Origin of the sequence: Halotia branconii CENA392 (assembly GCF_029953635.1) — a bacterium.
Taxonomy (GTDB): domain Bacteria; phylum Cyanobacteriota; class Cyanobacteriia; order Cyanobacteriales; family Nostocaceae; genus Halotia; species Halotia branconii.
In genome coordinates this window covers 1107571-1129249 of sequence record NZ_CP124543.1, presented here as the reverse complement: position 1 = coordinate 1129249, position 21679 = coordinate 1107571, and the positions used below count along the sequence as shown (strand labels likewise).

14 protein-coding genes are annotated in these 21679 nt (G+C 40.3%); 10 read left to right on the top strand and 4 right to left on the bottom strand.

The genetic code is table 11. The annotated features are described in order from the left end of the window. The first annotated feature begins 52 nt into the window (after positions 1-52). The gene (locus QI031_RS05070; protein ID WP_281484118.1) at positions 53-733 is read left to right on the top strand and encodes a helix-turn-helix transcriptional regulator; all 681 of its coding nucleotides are present in this window, start codon (positions 53-55) and stop codon (positions 731-733) included. On the opposite strand, the gene QI031_RS05065 is transcribed toward QI031_RS05070, so the two are convergent. Beyond that, the gene (locus QI031_RS05065; RefSeq protein ID WP_281484117.1) at positions 730-1428 is read right to left on the bottom strand and encodes a DJ-1/PfpI family protein; all 699 of its coding nucleotides are present in this window, start codon (positions 1426-1428) and stop codon (positions 730-732) included. The genes QI031_RS05070 and QI031_RS05065 overlap by 4 nt on opposite strands. Before the next feature lie 89 nt (positions 1429-1517). Between QI031_RS05065 and QI031_RS05060 the strand changes: the two genes are divergently transcribed. The 3 genes from QI031_RS05060 to tilS all read left to right on the top strand — a co-directional run bounded on the left by QI031_RS05060 (position 1518) and on the right by tilS (position 3690). Then, on the top strand, positions 1518-2225 hold the full coding sequence (locus tag QI031_RS05060) for a LuxR C-terminal-related transcriptional regulator (protein WP_281484116.1): 708 nt from the start codon (positions 1518-1520) through the stop codon (positions 2223-2225). A gap of 81 nt (positions 2226-2306) precedes the next feature. Next, positions 2307-2573, top strand: a complete 267-nt coding sequence (locus QI031_RS05055) for a hypothetical protein (protein WP_281484115.1) — start codon at positions 2307-2309, stop codon at positions 2571-2573. 133 nt (positions 2574-2706) lie between these two features. Next, positions 2707-3690 carry a tRNA lysidine(34) synthetase TilS gene (gene tilS, locus QI031_RS05050; RefSeq protein WP_281484114.1) on the top strand — a complete coding sequence of 328 codons (984 nt, stop codon included), beginning with the start codon at positions 2707-2709 and terminating at the stop codon, positions 3688-3690. A gap of 136 nt (positions 3691-3826) precedes the next feature. On the opposite strand, the gene hmpF is transcribed toward tilS, so the two are convergent. Beyond that, positions 3827-5590 carry a pilus motility taxis protein HmpF gene (gene hmpF, locus QI031_RS05045; RefSeq protein WP_281484113.1) on the bottom strand — a complete coding sequence of 588 codons (1764 nt, stop codon included), beginning with the start codon at positions 5588-5590 and terminating at the stop codon, positions 3827-3829. Between the two features lie 461 nt (positions 5591-6051). Between hmpF and QI031_RS05040 the strand changes: the two genes are divergently transcribed. From QI031_RS05040 to QI031_RS05020, 5 genes are all read left to right on the top strand, one after another. Further along, a complete protein-coding gene (locus QI031_RS05040; RefSeq protein ID WP_281484112.1) occupies positions 6052-7275 on the top strand; it encodes a response regulator in 1224 nt (407 codons plus the stop codon). Positions 7276-7449: 174 nt separating this feature from the next. Continuing rightward, complete coding sequence (locus QI031_RS05035; protein WP_281484111.1) at positions 7450-7815, top strand: response regulator transcription factor; 366 nt, start codon at positions 7450-7452, stop codon at positions 7813-7815. A gap of 13 nt (positions 7816-7828) precedes the next feature. Further along, the gene (locus QI031_RS05030; RefSeq protein ID WP_281484110.1) at positions 7829-8359 is read left to right on the top strand and encodes a chemotaxis protein CheW; all 531 of its coding nucleotides are present in this window, start codon (positions 7829-7831) and stop codon (positions 8357-8359) included. 16 nt (positions 8360-8375) lie between these two features. Continuing rightward, positions 8376-11315: a methyl-accepting chemotaxis protein gene (locus QI031_RS05025; RefSeq protein WP_281484109.1), complete on the top strand. Its 2940-nt coding sequence runs from the start codon at positions 8376-8378 to the stop codon at positions 11313-11315. Positions 11316-11440: 125 nt separating this feature from the next. Then, positions 11441-17047 carry a response regulator gene (locus QI031_RS05020; protein WP_281484108.1) on the top strand — a complete coding sequence of 1869 codons (5607 nt, stop codon included), beginning with the start codon at positions 11441-11443 and terminating at the stop codon, positions 17045-17047. Here the strand turns inward: QI031_RS05020 and fabG are convergent, their stop codons facing one another. Together fabG and QI031_RS05010 are read right to left on the bottom strand one after the other, a co-directional pair. Continuing rightward, on the bottom strand, positions 17048-17743 hold the full coding sequence (gene fabG / locus QI031_RS05015; RefSeq protein WP_281484107.1) for a 3-oxoacyl-ACP reductase FabG: 696 nt from the start codon (positions 17741-17743) through the stop codon (positions 17048-17050). It abuts the gene before it with no gap. 257 nt (positions 17744-18000) lie between these two features. Continuing rightward, entirely contained in the window at positions 18001-18474 is a 474-nt protein-coding gene (locus QI031_RS05010) for a hypothetical protein (RefSeq protein ID WP_281485936.1), read from the bottom strand. Between the two features lie 282 nt (positions 18475-18756). Between QI031_RS05010 and polA the strand changes: the two genes are divergently transcribed. After that, the gene (polA, locus tag QI031_RS05005) at positions 18757-21678 is read left to right on the top strand and encodes a DNA polymerase I (protein ID WP_281484106.1); all 2922 of its coding nucleotides are present in this window, start codon (positions 18757-18759) and stop codon (positions 21676-21678) included. Position 21679 lies beyond the last annotated feature (1 nt).

Here is a 21679-nt window from a genome sequence, read left to right as displayed (position 1 = left end):
TTAGCATAGAAGTAAATGCTGAGTCTCGCATAGACCCCAACTGGGTACACTTATGCCTAATTCTCTCCACGCCGTATTTGAAGCGATCGCCAACGTCCGCAATGAGCAAGAATTACAACTAGCTTTAGCAGATAAAATTGGCGAGCATTTTGGCGTACAACATTGGGGTATCTATCTCCTAGATGAACAGCCAACAGCTGAAATTAATACTCAGGCTATTCCCGCAGTATGCATGGAAGGCAATCCCATCGGGCGCTATGTAGTCGAACGTCACGCCCCCGCCCATGAACAATCGATCTTATCCCCAGGAGATTGGCAGCATTTTTGCTCACGCCATGACCACGAACATGTGATGACTGGGCCGATTGTTTGTGATGGGCGACTTGTAGGGACGTTAAACTTAACCCGCGATCGCGGGACTGCGGCTTTTGATGGCGATGACTTGGCTGATTTAAGTGCTTTATGCATTCACCTATCAGCCAGAATGGCAACCTTAAGAGCCAAACCACCAAAAATATCAAATTCTCTGTTACCAAGTCCTCTAACGCCCCGTGAGTTAGAAATTGCCGAATTGGTGGCACAGGGTTTAACAAATGCCGAAATTGGCGGAAAACTTTGGATTACTCAAAATTCCGTCAAGCAAGCCCTCAAAAGAATGTTCCGCAAGTTGGGAGTTTCTGCTCGTACCGAGATGGTAGCAAAACTACATTTGATATCTTCTGAGTCTGTTTAAACATTCAGTAGTTTAGCTGTTTGCTGTGTCTGGGCAAGGGATGCCGCAATCAAATCTTCGCCTAGTTTTTTTACCTGTGCCACTAAAACGTCTCCAGCATTGTCTGGAGAACCAACATTAAAAGGTGGTGCAGGATTGTACTCTAACAATAACTGAATCAACTTAGCTGCTTCCTCCCCGCACAAATGAGCAGCAACTACTAATCCAAAATCAATACCAGCAGTTACACCACCGCCTGTAATGCGATCGCGGTCAATTACTACTCTTTCAGTTCCAACTTCAACCCCCAACATCGCTAACTGGTCACGAAATGCCCAATGGCAAGCAGCACGGTAGCCTTGTAGTAAGCCAGCCGCCGCCAAAATCAAAGAGCCAGTACAAACAGAAGTAATATATTTTGCAGTTTTACCTTGTTGCTGGAGAAATTCCAGCACCTGGGCATCTCGCATCATTTCTACCTGTCCCACCGCACCACCAGGAACGCACAAAACATCAAGTGATGGACAATCATCAAAGGTAGTTGTAGGCAATATTGTCATGCCTTCATTGCTAGTTACTGGCTGCAAAGTCTTCCACAATAAATAGACCGAAGCATTAGGCATCAAAGCGAATACTTGATGAGGCCCAGTGATATCAAGTTGAGTCATACCGGGGAAAATAACTAGACCGATGTGATATTTAGATGGATTTGTCATTACTAACTTCTTTTTAATGATAATTATGAAATATGGTAGAAGTGAGTATTAAAACCGCCTAGTCCTCAATCGGGTACATTTTCAGTTCAATGGCTAATTCTCTTCATGAGCTATTCCAAGCTTTAGCCTCTGCTCGCGATCAGCGCGAACTCAGACTATGCTTTATGGATAGAGTTGGCGAACATTTTAGCGTCCAACGTTGGGGAATTTATCTTTTCAATGAGCGATCAATTGATATCCACGGTGTACCCTATGCTGATACTTTTGTAGAACTTTATGAAAAAGTTGGTCGAGCCGTTGATCCAGTTCTGCGCTACGTAGTTGAGCATCATGCTCCGGCACATGAGGAAATGGTGTTACCTCCAGGAGGATGGAAGCAAAGCGAACTTTATCAGAATTGTTGTGCATACTATGACCACGAACACATTATGACTGGGCCAATAGTTGGCGGTGGTAGTCTCATTGGCGCAATTTATTTTGCTCGTGTGGGTGAAACTCCAGCATTCCATCATCAAAATATTGCTCATCTCAGCGCTGTTTGCACTCATCTGTCAGCTTGTTTGGCCACGTTGGATATACAACAAATTAGAATAAAATATTCTGGGAAGAATCGCCTCACAGCACGAGAAATTCAAATTGCTGAATTAGTAGCACAGGGATTAACTAATGCTAAAATCGGTGCGACTTTATGGATTACAGAAAATTCAGTCAAGCAAGCATTAAAACGGATATTTCGCAAGCTGGAAGTTACAAATCGTGCTGAAATGGTGGCACAAATCAAGGATATTTTAAATTGAATAAGAAACGTTCGATGATTATTCAAAAACTAGAAATTCGAGAACGTGTTAAAAAAATAACTCAAGAGTTGATTGGTGGATATGAACCAGAATTTAGATGAAAAAAAAGCACAGTTTCAATTTGATAATATACCAACCCGCTTAGGACATGTAGCCTCCAATTTAGCGCGAATTAAAACATTTTGTAACACTGCTTATAAAGAAGCTGTTCAGAGTGTGACAGATGAAACTCTGTGGCTGATTGAGTGGACAGCAGCAGAAATTGAACCGGAATATGCTGAAGAACTAGTTAACATTCAAGTTCAACTAGCACGATGGAAATTGAATTTTGATAATATTTTGGTCTGATGATAAAAAACGTATAGAAGTTGCAACACAATCTAGTATTTTTTCGGAACGAGTATTAGATATATCAGGCTTGCTGTCCGATTCCAAAGTATAGTAATTAACTAATAACTAAGAATCTCCCCCTATCCCCCCAATGGTATGGACTCCCCTACATGCACAGATACATCGTACCATCCGATCGCGCCACTTATTTGAACATAACCAGCGCCTATTAGTAGCTGTTTCTGGTGGACAAGATTCTCTATGTTTAATCAAATTACTGTTAGATTTACAAGCAAAATGGGGCTGGAATTTAGGTATTGCCCATTGCGATCATCGCTGGCGTTTTGATTCTGAAGCTAATGCCAATCATGTCAAAAACTTAGCTCAAAATTGGGGCATATCTTTTTATTTAGAAACAGCAAATGAACCTCTAAATAGTGAAGCTAAAGCACGTAATTGGCGATATCAAACTTTAAGTGCGATCGCCCAAACCCATAATTATCAATATATTATTACAGGACACACAGCCAGCGATCGCGCCGAAACCCTACTTTACAACTTAATGCGCGGTACTGGTGCTGATGGTTTACAAGCTTTAACTTGGCAACGTCAATTAGAAACAGGCATGATGTTAGTGCGTCCACTTTTAGAAGTCACTCGCAAACAAACACAGCAGTTTTGCCAAGAGTTTAATTTACCAATTTGGGAAGATTCCACCAATCAAGATGTAAAATACGCCCGTAATCGTATCCGCCAAGAGTTAATACCTTATTTACAAGCAAATTTTAACCCCAATGTCGAATCAGCCTTAGCCCAAACAGCAGAACTTCTGCAAGCGGAAGTGGAATATTTAGAACAAGCTGCTCAACAGTTGCGGGAAGCAGCGACAGAACAGGGGGAAAATGATTTCATGAGGTTAAATCGGCGGATATTACAGACAGCACCATTGGCATTGCAACGCCGCACTATGCGTCAGGTATTACAACAAATACTTCCTGACGCACCTAATTTTGAACATATTGAAAAACTAACAGCTTTAATTGTAGCGCCTAATCGTTCACAAACCGATCCATTTCCTGGTGGTGCGATCGCCCAAGTACAAGAAAACTGGATTTACATAAAACACAAAGGGTGAAGTATAATACTAATTCTCTAAAATTGAGCAATAGATTCAAACCTATAAACCTAGATTATGTCCAACTTTCATAATTACGAATTACGAATTACGAATTGGTATAAAGTGTTTTTTCATCCTTTATCTTCCATATTTTCTAAGATGCTAATAATTCTGGCTGAGACATCAAATTTTGCAGAGTCTGACGCATTTCGCTAATAGTCTGAAGTTGGTAATCACCAGTTTCTTGAACTTGAGCCAAAGATTCTCCAATATTTTGCAACTTTTGCCGCAACCCATCTAAGGAATCTTGAATAGGTTGTAATGCTTCTTGATAAAGATTCACTCGACCCCAGCATTCAGCCGTTGCAGTCCTTAAAGACAGCAAGTTTTCTTCCATCATTTTTATTTCTTGCTGCTTTTCCTCTTGTTCATGAATTTGATTATCAATCATTCCTTGATCAAGCTCAATAGCAGAACGCATTTGCTCAATTTCATGTTCTAACTTTTGGAGTTCTTGGGACTGTTGTTGCCGCTGTGTATCAACTTGTAAAAGAATTGGTCTAAAATCAATATTGTTGTTCTCTTCTTCTGTATCAGAAACAGTCTGTCCTTGACGTTTTAACAAGACATTTTGATGTTGCTTAACAAATTTCTGCCGTTGTAGCAAATTACGGCGTTGACCTACCAAAGTTTCATTAAGCATTTGGTAGAGGTCTTTTTCATCTGTTAGTTCCATCTCTAAATTAATTTGATCTTGGTCAGGTGCTTGGCGAATTTTATTTTGTAATTCTTCGATAGTTTCTTGCTTATATTTGAGTTCTTGTTCTTGATCATGAACAAAGCTAGAGTCTATTTCTAACTTATTAGTTAAATCTTGTATAGTCTTTTGCAGTTCTTCTATAGGCATTCTCTGCAAAGCTTCCACATCTATTTTTTGACTTAAAACCACATTACCAGAACTTGCAGCAAAAGAGCGAATTTGTTGATATAAATCTTCCTGATATTGCCAGTGTATTTTGACTATTTGAGCGTATTCTTGCTTGCTGGCAAGAGTTGCCGTATTTACTTTCAGTTGGACTGTTTGTTGTTCTAAAGAATTGTGTGCTTGTTGCCACGCGTTCTGGCGATCGCTTAATGTTTGTAAAAGGCGGTCAATTTCTTCTTGCTGTTGATTTGCGAGAGTTCTTTGTTGCTCTAATTGTTGCCAATGTGGGTTGAGAGTAGCTTGCTGGGTTTCGACTAATTCAAACGCTAAACGAAGATGTTCTCTGACTGCTTCTGTAGGAGCAACACGATTAGATAAGCGCTCAAGTAACTCACTCATTACCCGACTTTGTTCTTCATCTAAAACTGTTCCCTGTTGGGAATCTGCTTGATGTTCTTCAAGGCGGCGCTGCTCTCCCCGTAAATGTTCCCAAGCTCCTTCTAGTTCTTGACGATTGCGCTCAATTTCTGCTTGCAACTGTTCAATTTGTTCACGAGATGTTTCAACTTCCTGTTTTTGGGACTCCAGTTGCTGAAAATCTGACTCCATTTGTTGCAGCTGCTCTAAGCGTACTTCCATGTCCATTTCGCGGCGATTCATTTCTTGCGCCTGAAATGTCAATGATTCCTTCCACTGATCAATCTCATCTTCCTTCAGCTTAAATTTTTCTAATTGGCGAGAAAAATTTTGCAAAATATTAACTAATGGGCGACCCGCTTCTTGAATCCGTTGTACTTGGCGATTCGGATTTAGTTCTACTAATACCAACGCACCATCATTTAATTTGCTAGCTTCCTCAGCTGCAATTACTTCCTCCGACACAGTACTCCAATTCTGGTCGGTTCGCTGACAAGCTAGCAGTTTTAGTTCGGTTTTGGAACTACCACCCAGTAAGCCGCCTTTCTGCTTTTGTAATTCTGCTAAATACAGCACACCGTTCGTCCTCTTGTGTACTTAATGTCTGTGACTTGAGATATACCTGAGATAATTCTGCTAACCTGTCTTAATTTCACCCCTGTTGAGCAAAACAAGACAGACAAAACTATTTATAGACGTGAGTTATCACGACTTGATATTTATAGAAGCGATTGAATCGCGTCTTTATATTTTCTACTGATGACAGTAATGATGACTTCCGTGGTATCACTAGCTTTGTCAAAAGCTATTACGAAAATTTACAGATTGTATCTGAATGTATCCCCTGATGAGGATTAGCTGTAAAGGAAATAAGATTTTGAGTACCCATACCTCATCGACTAGGGAAGAGGCAGGGGGAGCAGAGGAAGTAAGAAAAATAGAATCTGAATATATTAGATAATTTATTTTTTGAAGTTTCTAGAAACATCAAAAAATTGACGGACAAAATTAACTTACCAGGAGTGCTTTCGAGCTAAATGCGGGGAAATTTAAGTGAAATTGACATTCGCAGTATCCTGCAACTGATTGAATTGGGACAGCGAACTGGACAACTTTTAGTGGAAGCCGACTTTCACAACAGCGAACAAACAATAAAAGATAAGGCAAATAGACATCGCCATTCTAGGAACTGTCAACAACGTTTTTGGTTTGTCTTTTTCCTCAATGGTCAAATTATCTATTGCCAAGAAGGTGATAGTAATTTGTTGCGGATTAGTGATTACTTACAACATAACCGAGTTGAAATGCAACTCGATGAACAGCAACTTGCTTCCTTAGGTTTAGATCACGCTACAGAATATGGCTATCTCTGGGCGCTTTTAGAACGGAATATGATTAGTCCGAAAGTAGCTCATAATATTATTCACCAATTAATACATGAGACCCTTTTTGACTTACTGAGTTTACACCAGGGTAATTTCATTTTTCTTCAGGGTGTGGCACTGGCCCCTCAACTAACCAGCTTAGAAATTGCTCCTTTAGTAGCTAAAATTACCCAACAACGCCAAGAATGGAAGCAATTATATCCACATATTCAGTCTCCAGAACAATTACCGATAATAGCTGACATAGTTCAGCTAAGTTCTTCACTGCCAGCAGCAACTGTGAGTAAGTTACAACAATGGGCGGATGGTAAAACCTCCCTACGCCAACTAGCTCGTTATCTCAACCGAGATATTTTGACAGTCGCTAAAGTGATATATCCATACGTACAGCAGGGTTGGTTGCAATTAGTATATTCGGGTACAACTAACTTAAAGATACAAATAGAAGACAAGGAGACAGAAAAAAATCATCAGGTGCGGATAGTATGTATTGACGATACAACTACTATCTGTGAAACTGTAGAATCTATCTTGCAGCAACAAGGGTACGATGCGATCGCTCTCAGTAATCCTTTGGAGGCGCTGAGTTTGATTTTTCGACTCCAGCCAGATCTGATTTTATGCGACATTTCTATGCCGGAATTAGATGGTTATGAGATTTGTGCCATGCTGCGACAATCTACAGCATTTCGGCTCATACCGATTATTATGCTGACTGGTAAAGATGGATTTACTGACCGAGTCAGAGCTAGTATGGTTGGCGCAACAGATTATTTAACCAAGCCGTTTGGTGATACTGAGTTACTCATGCTCGTAGAAAAATATGTAGACTTACAAACTTGCGTAGGAACCGAGACAAGATATAAGACTTGTTGATTCTACAAAAGATAGAGTAAAAGATGTTATCACAGAGTCAGCCAACTTCAGGACAACTTTACTATCTAGTAAATTAGTGAATCAATAAACTTAATTTATACACTAACTACTTACGAGGGAGAACAAAGAATGTTCCAAAAAGGAACGTCTACATCAGGAGGTAGATAACCATTTATGAGTACAGTTCTGATCGTGGAAGACAGTATCGCCCAAAGAGAGATGATTACAGATCTCCTAAAAGCAACTGGCTTAAAAGTTACCCATGCTAGTGACGGCGTAGAGGCATTGGAAGCAATTCAAACCACACCTCCTGACTTGGTGGTCTTAGATATCGTTATGCCCCGCATGAACGGTTATGAAGTCTGCCGTCGATTAAAATCCGATCCCAAAACCCAAAACGTGCCTGTGGTCATGTGTTCTTCTAAAGGCGAAGAATTTGATCGCTATTGGGGTATGAAGCAAGGTGCGGATGCTTATATAGCTAAACCGTTTCAGCCAACTGAGTTGGTAGGAACAGTCAAACAACTGCTGCGAGGATAAGGATGAAAACAATATGGGCAAGTTACCGGACTTTTTAAGTGGCAATGGTCAAGACCACTTCCGTCCTGAATTACAAGTAGAAAGTCCTGAAGGTGAGTTACATTTGCGGTTTTATATACCCTCGCATCAGGAGTTTGCACTACCAGCAACTGGTATCCGAGAGGTTATGGAACTAAGTCCTGACAGAATTACCCCGATTCCTAATGCTTCTCCTTTACTTTTGGGTACTCTAAATTTACGAGGTCGAGTAATTTGGGTGGCTGATTTGGGTCAATTTCTTGGTGAAGCAACTCCGTTAAACACAGATAGAGCTGAAATTCCGGTGATTGCTATTGAAGAACAGGACACAATTGTCGGTTTAGCGGTAGACGAAGTCGGTGGTATGGACTGGCTGGATGTGCAGCATTTGATGCCACCAACTAATTTACCCGATACTATGGCTCCCTTTTTACGTGGAGAGTGGTCAATAGGTGCTAAAAATAATCAGTGTCTAAAACTGCTTGATCAAATGGCAATTTTACGGAGTGCAAGATGGGCAGGATGAAATTGGGAGAGAGGAAATGGCAGCAAGTATAGATGATTACCTCGAAACATATAAACAGGCTTGTGCAGCCTACGCGCAACAGAAATATGAAGTTGCAGCTAATTTGGTTGATCAGGTAGTGCAAAATGTCCCAGATGACCCTAACTGTCATTTGTTGCGGGGTCATATTTACTATGTTTTGCAGCAATATGATGTAGCACAAAAAGAATATCAAAAAGTGTTGCAGTTGACTGATGATCAAGAAATTATTGGTTTTGCTAATAATGGTCTAGAAAATATCAGTCAATACCAACAACCATTTGAGGGACACTTTTCTACTGAGGATAATAGCGAAGAAAAGTCAACAAATTCCTCAAGAATAGCCGATAATCTGGAATCTAACGAACCAGAATTGCAAGACTTGGGGATATTTGCGGACTCAGATAGCAATAACAGTTTTGATTTGAATTGCTTTAACCCAGAACCAGAAACTGTAGACCTAGAAGAAATATCTTCAAGTAGTCCATTTGATATTCCTACAGACAGTATTTCATTTAATACAAACTCAGATTCCTCAGTGCCTTTGAGCGATGATCCTTTTGCTTTAAATCAAAATCTAGATGAGCCAGAGTCAAACGCCAACATTTGGGAAAAGCAATCAGACTTGGAGTTACCAGCTTTCTGGCAGGAAGATAGTTTAGAAGAAAGTCTTGAGGAACCAAAATTTAATAGTAATTTCTTAGATAGTAATGCCAGTTCTGACAGTAAAGATTACTCCAATAATAGTAATGATTCACCTTTTGGAGAATTTAATTCATCCACAAGCAATAGCTTAGAAAATACTTTTGAAGTCTTGGTAGAAGAAAACCAACAAGATTCAGATATTCCAAGTTTGGACTTGCCAATAAATAGCCTAGAGGGTGAAACCTTATTAATGGGCAAAGCGGAACCAGATGATGGTTCCACACAAAAATACAGTAGTCAAGATAATTTATCACAATCAAAATCAAGTAATTGGTTACAGCAATCAAAAGCACAAGAAAATTTTCCAGAAACGCTTTCATCTGTGAACGGAAATTTTGCTTTGCCAAACCAACAGCAACTTCCAAAAAATATAACAGTCGAACCAAACAGCTTTGATAGTGATGAAGGTTTTGATTTTGAGGCATTTGAGTCTGCTTTCGGCTCAGAAGAATTTTCCTTAGATGACAACCGAAACAACAATATCTTAAACGGGGAAAAATCTAAAAGTAATATAGAGTTTTTAGACGACTTTGACGAATTTGATGATTTAGGAAGTATTCCTGGGTTTGACTTAGCAGAAGTAGATTCTAGCTTCGGTGATGTGGTAATGCTTTCAGGTACGATGGAAACAGGCAGTCCACGCGCTCAGACTAAAGATGCTACCCCAGAAAATGAAACAGGCGATCGCGATGACGAACTATTTTCAATTACTGGCTCTCATACAGGCGCACAAGAAGCAGTTCCAGTTTTTACTCAAACTGATGTCTCAAAGCTAGAACCTACCGTCAGCGTCGAGCAAGGTTGGTTAGCACCATTAGAAAATGCTCCTTTGGACACGAAACCTTGGTTTGTTGCTGGAACTGTGGGTGTTTTCTCTGCTTTGGTTGTAGCTACCGTCAGCTTCGCATCTGCCAATTTTTCTTTGCCCCAACAGCGAGAATCTATCAGAAATACAGGTTGGGCAATGTCTTTAGCCGCTGGCATTGCGGGATTTTCCACCGCTGCTTTTATGGGAAGTCTCACACTCAGACAAATTCGCCGCACAACCAAGGATTTACAAGCTCAATTTGATGCAGTCCGTCAAGGCAATCTGAATGTGCAAGCCACAGTATACTCTGAAGATGAATTAGGGCTGTTGGCTACTGGCTTTAACGAAATGGCGCGGGTAATTTTTACGACTACCCATGAAGCCCAACGTAAAGCCGATGAACAAGAAGAAGCCAAAGAAAACCTGCAACGCCAAGTAATTCGCTTGTTAGACGACGTAGAAGGCGCTGCTAGAGGAGATTTAACAGTCCAAGCTGAAGTGACAGCCGACGTACTCGGAGCCGTTGCTGATGCCTTTAACTTGACAATTCAAAACCTGCGGGATATTGTCCAACAAGTAAAAGTAGCAGCCAAAGAAGTTACAAAAGGTGCAACTAATTCTGAAACTTTTGCTAGAGCTTTATCTAGTGATGCTTTGCGCCAAGCAGAAGAGTTAGGTGTCACCTTAAATTCTGTGCAGGTAATGACCGACTCGATTCAGCGGGTAGCGGAAGCAGCCAGAGAAGCTGAAGCAGTTGCTCGCGATGCTAGTACCATTGCTCTCAAAGGTGGTGAGGCCGTGGAAAATACTGTGGCAGGTATTTTAGAAATCCGCGAAACTGTTGCTGAAACTACTCGCAAAGTGAAGCGATTAGCGGAATCTTCCCAAGAAATTTCTAAAATTGTGGCGTTAATTTCCCAAATTGCCTCCCGTACTAACTTGCTGGCACTCAATGCTAGTATTGAGGCGGCACGGGCAGGAGAAGCTGGGCGTGGATTTGCCATTGTGGCAGATGAAGTGCGCCAGTTAGCAGATAAATCTGCGAAATCCCTGAAGGAAATTGAACAAATTGTAATGCAAATCCAAAGCGAAACAGGCTCTGTAATGACCGCAATGGAAGAAGGCACACAACAGGTAATTAAAGGTACAAAATTAGCAGAAGAAGCTAAGCGATCGCTAGAAAATATTATTCAAGTTGCGAATCGAATTGATACTCTTGTACGCTCTATTACCAGCGACACAGTAGAACAGACGGAAACTTCCCGTGCCGTTGCTCACGTCATGCAATCAGTAGAATTAACAGCACAAGAAACGTCCCAGGAAGCACAAAGAGTTTCCGGGGCTTTACAAAATCTAGTAGGTGTATCCCGCGACTTGATCTCCTCTGTTGAGCGTTTCCGCGTGGAAACCCTCGAATCCAGGTAAAGGATGAAGTATGAAGTGTGAAGTATGAAGTGTGAAGTGTGAACATTTATTCATGCTTTAGCTTTTATCCCCTGTCATTCATCTTTTATCTTTAATCCTTTATCCTTTATCCTTCATCCTTGCTTATGCTGCCGGAACAACAACAGCGGATTTTAGGCTACTTCATCGAAGAAGCAAGAGACCACCTGAACACAATTGAACAGGGGTTGCTGAATCTCGAAAGTACCTTAAACGACCCGGAAATGGTTAACGAAGTTTTCCGGGCGGCTCATTCCATCAAGGGAGGGGCGGCAATGCTTGGTCTGAGTAGCATCCAGCATACCTCCCACCGTCTAGAAGATTGTTTTAAAGTTCTCAAAGAGCATCCAGTTAAAATTGATCAAAAATTAGAGTCTTTATTTCTCGGTGTATCCGACACCCTCAAGGCACTGTTAGAACATTTAAGCGGGCCGTTCGGTTTGTCGGAAGAAGCTGCTAACAATCTCATGTCAGAAGCCGAGCCGGTTTTTAAATGGCTGTATGAGCATCTGGAAACTTTAGTACAACAAGGTAGTAATGGAGTAGTCAACGGTACTGCGACAGCGAAATTACAACCAGCCTCTGCTGATAGCGTCAGCACACTCACAGAAATTTTCCTCCGCCAAGATATTCCCCTTTTGGAGGAAGATACCCAGACAACTACAACAGAAATTAACTTTTCTGCACCATCTCAAGAAACACGTACGCCAGTTGCTAGCAGAGAAAAGGATTGGGGTGAGTTTCAAAGCCAAGTGCTACAGGCACTACGGGAAATGTTGCAGCTATTTAAGCAAAAAGCTACACCTGAATCTCGACAAAAACTTCAGCAATGTTGTCACCAGTTGGTTACTCTGGGTGAGAAATGGAATTTACCCAACTGGTGTGGTTTATGTCAAGCGGCGGCTAGTGCGATCGCTAATCCCGAAAATACATATCTGACTTTAGCAAAAATTGTCATTACCGAAATTAAGCAAGCTCAAGAATTAGTTCACCAAAGTAGGGAAGCCGAGATTGCCATTAGTCAGCAATTAGAAGCACTTTTGAGTTTTCCAGAAATCGATTTGTTAGAAATAACTACAGATTTGCTAGAAGAACGGCTTGCTACTGTTACAGAACCATTAATTACGTCTGAGCCAAACTTATCTGAGCCAATATTGCCGCTTCAAACAGATAATTTGGTTAGTGATGCTACGGTTTTACAGCCAACAGATAGTGTAACTAGTTTCACAGAACTATCCGAGCAGCTTAATATAGAACATATTGCAGAAAATGACATTTCTGAAGCTGCCAGTGTTAGTCTGTTCTTTAGTAATGAAGACGATGTAGCTGTTACTAATAAACATAATGATCACAACGGGCCAGAAGTAGGATTAGCCGAATTAAATACTTTAGCTGACTTGTTTGAAGGTGAAACTCCTGAACTTGATGAAACTTGGCAACAAGAAGAAGTTCTAGATATTAAAAATGTCAGTGAATTAGGTATTGAACTCAGCGATCATGATAATGATGAAGTTGATAGCGATTTAGCTGATTTTCTATCCTTGGATGAAGATATAAGCAGCGATGAGTCTCAAATAAGCACAAGTAAAAAAGAAGAATTAGATCTACTATTTGGCGATAAAATTTTAGAACAAGAGAACTTAAAATCACAAGATTTATCAATATCTACTGATGCTTTAGAAAAATTAGCTGAAATCTCTAGCGAATTGCCACAGTCTCCTGAAGAGATAAATCAACAGGATACAATGGATGACTTATTGGCAATAGGACTAGATGAAAATCTAGCACTACCTACTGAAGAAGTTACTCAACCAGAAACTGAAATTATTGCCAGTATTGAAATATCTATTAACCAACCAAGTAGTTTAGATGACTTATTTATAGAAACTACAAATATAGAGAATTTAGAGGAAATTAATGCTAATAATTCTCTGGAATTAAAGCCTAATGTTCCTCAGTCAGATGCTTTTTCTTTAGATAATCTGTTTGCTGCTACAGAAGAAAATACCATCTTACCTACGAATGAGTCAGAAATTGGTGATTTATTTGATGCACCAACTACTACAGAAATAGAATTTTCTCAGACAGATGATGATTTGAGCAACTTCTGGAACCAGGAAACTGACGCAGAACAACAGTCAGAATTTGATCTCGTCCTTGAGCAGGATATAGCAAAAGCCTTAGAAGAGAGTTTATTTGCTGCAACATCTTCTAGTGAGATATTTGACGATAAGCAGTCCACATCCTCGCCAACAGCAAATTTTGACCTAGAAGAGTTTGATATCTCTTTTGAGCAGCCAGAGCAGCCGCTAGATTTGATATTACCTCCAGATACTGGAGATGATTTTTTTGGCGATTCAACAACAAGCGACTTAACGATTTCTTCTACCGTTGGCGATGATAATATTTCTTTGCAGGAGATTTCTAATTTTTCACAAGAGCCAGAAACTTTAGATTTCATCCCCGAATTTACTAACCTGTCTACAGACGAATCTGTTGTAGCTTCTTCTCAAACATTGGCTGAGTCAGAAATTGATTTGTTCCATCCTCTAGGCGATAGTAGTGATGAGAATCTTGAGGAAAAAACCACTACAGATCATTCAACTTACATTCAGCCGTTCGATGATTTATTCAAACCAGAAACTGAACAACCAGCAACTCTAGAAAAGAACAGTGATTCTTCAGAGATTATAGAAGACAGTTTAGAGGCGATCGCTGATTTACCAGAAACTGAACAACTAGCAACTCTAGAAAATAGCAGTGATTCTTCAGAAATTATAGAAGACAGTTTAGAGGCGATCGCTGATTTACCAGAAACTGAACAACTAGCAACTCTAGAAAATAGCAGTGATTCTTCAGAAATTATAGAAGACAGTTTAGAGGCGATCGCTGATTTACCAGAAACTGAACAAGCAGCAACTCAAGAAAATCTAAGTGATTCTTCAGAGATTATAGAAGACAGTTTAGAGGCGATCGCTGATTTACCAGAAACTGAACAAGCAGCAACTCAAGAAAATCTAAGTGATTCTTCAGAGATTATAGAAGACAGTTTAGAGGCGATCGCTGATTTTTCAGAAATTGATGATTTATTAACGTCGGACACTGAACAACCAGCAACTCAAGAAAATCCAAGTGATTCTTCAGAGATTGTAGAAGATAGCATAGAGGCGATCGCTGATTTTTCAGAAATTGATGATTTATTAACGTCGGACACTGAACAACCAGCAACTTTAGAAAATAACAGTGATTCTTCAGAGATTATAGAAGATAGCCTAGAGGCGATCGCTGATTTTTCAGAAATTGATGATTTATTAACGTCGGAATTAGCTACAGACACTACTGAAGATGATGCACTAGCAGACTTAGATTTTGGTGAATTTGGTTTAAACCTAGAAACTGATGAAAATTTAGCAGAAGTTAGTCAACAAAATGAAACTTATATCCAGGATGAGTTTGCAGATTTAGAAGCATTACTAAAAGAAGACGTAAGTCCTAACACTAAGCCTAGTTTCATTGCAGAAGAAGATTTTGCTGCTCTAGAAGCATTATTGGGTGCAGACGATGATGAGCAAGTGACAGCGAAATCTCATGATCAGCTCTCCCAGATGCCACAATTGCGGCCAGAGACAACTGCATCACCAGTAACCGATGAATTTGGCGACTTAGAGAAACTGCTAGCAGAAGCAGATCAAACCATATCCCACTCATCACCAGCAAAACAAAACATCGGTAAAATCCCCCGTCCTTCTGCTCGACGGACTGCCAAATTTGAAGAAACGATGAAAGTGCCAGTTAAACAACTGGACGACATGAGCAATTTAGTTGGGGAGTTGGTCGTTAACCGTAACACTTTAGAGCAAGATCATGAACGGATGCGACAGTCACTAGATAATTTGCTGGTTCAGGTGCAACAGCTTTCAGATGTGGGAGCAAGAATGCAAGAATTGTATGAGCGATCGCTATTGGAAGCCTCTCTTTTAGCTAGTCGCAAAACCAAAGAATCTCCTAAAGAAATAAGCTTACCTGCTGATGATGCTGATACAGATAGGGGTTTTAGCGAATTAGAAATGGATCGGTTTACGCCTTTCCATACCCTATCCCAGGAAATGATTGAACTAATTGTACGGGTGCGGGAGTCAGCGAGTGACATTGATTTCGTCACAGAAGAAACTGAACGAGTCGCGCGACAATTCCGCCAAGTAACTACCCAGTTGCAAGAAGGACTAACAAAAGCGCGAATGGTTCCTTTTTCCCAAACTATTGATCGCTTACGGCGAGGTGTGCGGGACAATGCCATCAAGTACGGCAAACAAGTAGAGTTAATTATTGAAGGCGGCGATACCTTAATTGACAAGATGATTTTAGATCATCTTACCGATCCGCTGACTCACATGCTCAACAATGCGATCGCTCACGGGATTGAAATGCCAGAAGTACGGCAAGCAGCAGGCAAACAACCAGTGGGAGTGATTACCATCCGTGCTTTCCACCAAGGAAACCAAACTATCATTTCTGTAGGTGATGATGGTGCAGGTATTGATACAGAAGGAATCAAAGCTAAAGCAATCAAGCTAGGCATGATTACAGCAGAGCAAGCAAAAACTATTTCGCGCATGGAAGTTTATGACCTGCTGTTCCAATCTGGTTTTAGTATCAAAGATAAAGCAGATGAGATTTCCGGTCGCGGTGTGGGGATGGATGTAGTTCGCTCCGAGATTAGCGAAATTCGCGGCACAGTAAACACCGATTCTATCATCAATAAAGGAACCACATTCACGATTCGTTTGCCACTAACCCTAAGTATTTGCAAAGCTCTGTGCTGCGTTTCTGATAAAGCTAGGGTTGCATTCCCAATGGACGGCGTGGAAGATACCCTTGATATACCAGTCAAAAATATCCAGCATAGCGCCGATGGACAATCATTTATTTCTTGGCGCGATACTGTATTACCATTCCGTCCTCTCAAAGAACTTCTGACATTTAATCGTCAAATCATTCGCGGCAGCGTTTATGGCGGTACTAGAGATGATGACATGGTTTCGGTTATTGTGGTGCGATCGGGAAACACTTTAATTGCTCTACAAATTGACCTAGTACTGAGCGAGCAAGAAATAGTAATTAAGCAATTTGAAGGGCCAGCACCTAAACCCATTGGTGTAGCTGGTGCAACAGTTCTGGGTGATGGTCGAATTATGCCAATTGCTGATGTGTTAGAAATCATTGATATCTTCCAAGGACGGATTTCTAAACATAGCGGTGGTACTCTTTGGCAGCAAAAAGGTACTCCTGATGTCATAGAAATCCCGGCTGTGAAAATTGATCCGACAGTGCTGATTGTCGATGACTCAATTACAGTACGAGAATTGCTCTCCTTGACGTTTAACAAAGCAGGTTATCGCGTTGAACAGGCGCGCGATGGCCAGGAAGCTTGGGATAAACTCCGCTCTGGTTTACCTTGCGATATCGTATTTTGTGACATTGAAATGCCTCGTTGCGATGGTCTAGAATTACTCTCTCGCATTCAGAAAGACTCCAGCCTCAATCATTTACCAATTGCTATGCTAACTTCACGAGGTGCAGATAAACATAGACAGATGGCAATTCAACTAGGTGCTAGCGGTTACTTTACTAAACCATACTTAGAAGAAGCTTTATTAGAAGCGGCAGTACGAATGCTCAAAGGAGAGAAATTGGTGAATAGTAGTAATGGATAACTAAACATTGCCATATATCGGGATTGCTGCTCCACGAATATCTTTAGCGGCTTCAGAGGCTAAAAAGCAGATTAATTGTGCCAGAGATTGAGGTTTTACCCATTCGTCTGCATTTTCTGTACCCATAGCTTGGCGATTAGCAGGAGTATCAATCACAGTCGGTAAGACAACATTAGCGGTAATATTAGTACCTTTGGTTTCATCTGCGATCGCTTTCGTTAAAGCTATCACCCCCGCTTTAGCCGCAGAATATGCCGCTAATTGTCCAGCTGGTTCCACGGCAGCTTTAGAACTTACAGTGACAATACGTCCATAACCATGAGCTAACATACTTTTCAAGCTATATTTGCAAGTCAAGAAAGTTGTATTTAAATTGATATCAAACTCATGTTTCCAGTCATCAAAACTATATTCGTGAGTTTTCCCCATCGAAAAGCCACCCACCAGATGAATCAACACATCTACTCGTCCCATACGATTGACGAGATCTTCTACCGAAGCTTCTGTTTCTAGATTAGTGTAGACAAAATGAAGTCTAGCAAAATCAGCAGGTGAAATAATTCCTTTCAGGCGTTCAACTTCTTGAGAATTGCGATAAGTAACTGTTACATCTGCACCTTGAGCGAGAACTGCTGGTGTTACCCCTAAACCTAGTCCACCAGTACCGCCTGTAAGTAAAACTTGCTTGTTTCTCATGAAAGATGCACTTCTGAAAGTTCATTTTTCAAGATAACGCGATCGCCAAGTTTTGGTAACAATTATTTAGCTGAATCAAAAAGAGGCCTTTCGTCTGCCTTTTTGGGTAGCCAACGAGATAAATTTTTGGTTAAAAGAGAACAGATAACACAAAATAAATGAAAAGTATTTAATCAATAAGGAAGAAGGATGAATGAGTTTTTTCGAGTTTTCTTCCCTCTTCCTCAACAACATAAAATGTCGTTTGACTAGAAAAATTATGGTTGAGAACAGTACTTATTTAGTTGATTAATTAATGCATCCGACTGTTTAGCAGCAGTTTTAGCTGCTGTTAGCGCCGTATCGATTTCTGTTCTGGCATTTTGTAATTTTTCTCTACCAGATGAGGAAGCTTCAGCTGTTTTAGCTGCACCAAGAGCCTTAGAAGCTTTGGCGATCGCTTGACTAAGATTCTCGAACACCTTTGAGAATTGGCTCTGTAATTCTTTCAGGTTGGGATCTGTTAGATTTAGTTCTTCTAAAGATGTGGTGATAGCTTCCAAATCTCTAGATAATTGAAAGCTCGTGATCACCTGCTGTCCTTTTTTTTGATCAATTAGAGAATCTCCTGCATCCACCACCTGAATCAGTCGCTGACATTGGGAAGCTTTTTTTTCAACACAGCCAGTTATCAATAAAGCCGTACTGAGACTAACACAAGCAATAACGCTATATTTACACCACACAGATATTAAAACCCTACCAGTAATAAAACCCAAACAATAGTAGCTAATAATTCAGTGATTTGGGTGTAGTTTGCCAAGCAATATAAAATTAGGAATTAAACACAAAAACTCTCAATCTCTTATTTCTACCTAAGTTCTGATGCCTGTGGCAAGCCCTAAAAGCATATATAGCGCTTCTACCGATCAGACTTCTTTCGGTATCTAAAAATTGTAGATTAGCGGTATTGAGCATAAAATGACATCAGCTGAACTATTCCCGCGACAGAAGTAAGTAGCTACAATATGGCTATGTCTCAAACTTCTGCTGTCATTACAACCCGCCCCACGTTCATCTTAGTAGATGGACACTCCCTCGCTTTTCGTTCATACTTCGCTTTTGCCAAAGGGCGAGATGGTGGACTACGCACTAAGACAGGGATTCCTACTAGTGTCTGTTTTGGTTTTCTCAAATGTCTGCTGGAAGTCATGGCGACACAGCAGCCGCAAGCAATGGCTGTAGCTTTCGATTTGGGTTTACCCACTTTTCGCCACGAAGCCGACGATACCTACAAAGCCGATCGCCCCGGAACACCAGAAGATTTTGTGCCAGACTTGAAAAATCTGCAAGAGTTGCTAACTGGCTTTAATTTACCAGTTCTGACGGCTCCTGGTTACGAAGCAGATGATGTTTTGGGAACATTATCCCAAAGAGCAACTGCGGCTGGGTATAAAGTGAAAATTCTCACAGGCGATCGCGATTTATTTCAACTGATTGATCCACAGAAAGAAATCACTGTTTTAAATTTCAGTCCTGATGCTCTCAAGCGCTCTACAAATAGCATCACTGAATTTAGCACAGAACAAGTTAAAGAAAAATTGGGTGTACTACCAACGCAAATTGTTGATTTTAAAGCTCTTTGTGGCGACAAATCAGATAATATTCCTGGGGTCAAGGGTATTGGTGAAAAGACAGCAGTGCAGCTACTTAGTACCTATAATTCTCTGGAACAGATATATGCAGCGCTAGATGAAATTAAAGGAGCAACTCATAAAAAACTGGTTGAAGGTAAAGAAGATGCTGATAGATCTCAATATCTAGCCAAAATAGTTTTAGATGTTCCTTTAGAACTTGATTTAGAAGATTGCAAACTCACAGGATTTGATGAAAGCGTCCTGATTCCGATTTTAGAAAAGTTAGAATTTAATCGTTTTCTAAGCCAAATTAATGAACTCCAGCAACGTTTTGGTGGCAAAGTTGCAGAATTACCAAAACTAGAAACAACTGATATAGAACCAGAATTTGAAGACGCAGATATTTCATTTTTCAGTTTTGCTGACACACAAGCAGCTGCACAACAGTCAACTGCATCGCCAATTCAACCACGTATCATCAACACTGAAGCTCAACTCACTGAATTGGTTAATCTGTTGCAGACATTGACTAATCCCGAAGTACCCGTTGCTTGGGACACTGAAACAAGTGATTTAGAGCCACGAGATGCTGACTTAGTAGGAATTGGTTGCTGCTGGGGAACCGAACCCGATGAAGTTGCATATATTCCTCTTGGTCACAAAACTGGGGAAAATTTAAATAAAGATTTAGCATTAGAAGCATTACGCCCAATTCTAGAAAGTGCTGATTATCCCAAAGCATTCCAAAATGGTAAATTTGACCGCTTAGTTTTTCGTTGTCAAGGAATTAAGTTAGCGGGAGTAGTATTTGATTCCATGCTGGCTAGTTACTTACTAAATCCAGATTCTAGCCATAACTTAAGTGATTTATCTTGGCGATATTTGGGCTTGTCAGCAAAAAGTTACTTGGATTTAGTTCCCAAAGGAAAAACCATTGCTGATATAGACATTGCATCTGTAGCAGATTACTGTGGGATGGATGTCTATTCTACATTTGGATTAGTACATAAATTGCGTGAAGAACTGCAACAAGTTCCTGCTTTAAATCGGCTTTTAGTGGAAGTAGAACAGCCATTAGAAGTAGTTTTAGCAGAAATGGAATATATTGGTGTCCGCATTAATTCTGCTTATCTGCAAGAACTATCACAACAGTTAGAAACAGATTTAGCACGTTTAGAAGCACAAGCTACTAAGATAGCTGGAGAGAAATTTAACTTGGGTTCTCCTAAACAATTAAGCCAGATATTATTTGAAAAGTTGGGATTGAGTACCAAATATTCTCGTAAAATTCAAACAGGTTACTCGACAGATGCGGCAACATTAGAAAAGCTTCAAGAAGTCGATACAACTGGATTTGTTGATGCAATTATTGAAAACCGCACTTTATCTAAATTAAAGTCTACTTATGTAGATGCTTTACCAGCATTGGTGCGTCCAGATACGCAACGTATACATACTGACTTTAATCAAGCTGCAACCTCAACTGGTAGGTTATCTTCTTCTAATCCCAATTTACAAAATATCCCCATTCGCACAGCTTTTAGTCGTCAAATTCGTAAGGCATTTTTGCCGGAACCAGGCTGGTTAATGGTAGCTGCTGATTACTCCCAAATTGAGTTAAGAATTTTGGCTCATTTAAGTCAAGAACCATTGTTAGTGCAAGCATATCAGCAAAATGAAGACATTCATACAGTCACAGCAAGATTAATATTTGAAAAATCAGATATCACATCAGATGAACGCAGATTAGCCAAGACGATTAATTTTGGTGTGATTTATGGTATGGGTTCTCTGAGATTTTCACGTTCGACTGGTATAGATAAAGGTGTTGCTAACGAATTTATCAAGCGATTTAACGAACGCTATCCACAAATTTTTAGATATTTAGAGGGAATGAAAAAGGAAGCGATCGCTCAAGGTTATGTAGAAACTATTCTTGGCCGTCGTCGTTATTTTGAATTTACTAATAATAGTTTACGCAAACTAAAAAATAATAATCCAGAAGATATTGACTTGAGTAAATTAAAAAATTTAGGTGTTTACGACGCTGGATTACTGCGCTCTGCTGCCAATGCACCAATTCAAGGTTCCAGCGCTGATATTATCAAAATTGCAATGGTGAGATTGCATGAAGTTTTACAGAAATATCAAGCGCGTTTGTTATTACAAGTTCATGATGAATTAGTATTTGAAGTTCCTCCTCAAGAATGGGAAGAATTGCAACCACAAATTAAATCAGTGATGGAAAATGCGGTACAGTTGAGTGTGCCTTTATTGGTAGATGTGCGTGCCGGTGAGAATTGGATGGAGATGAAATAAG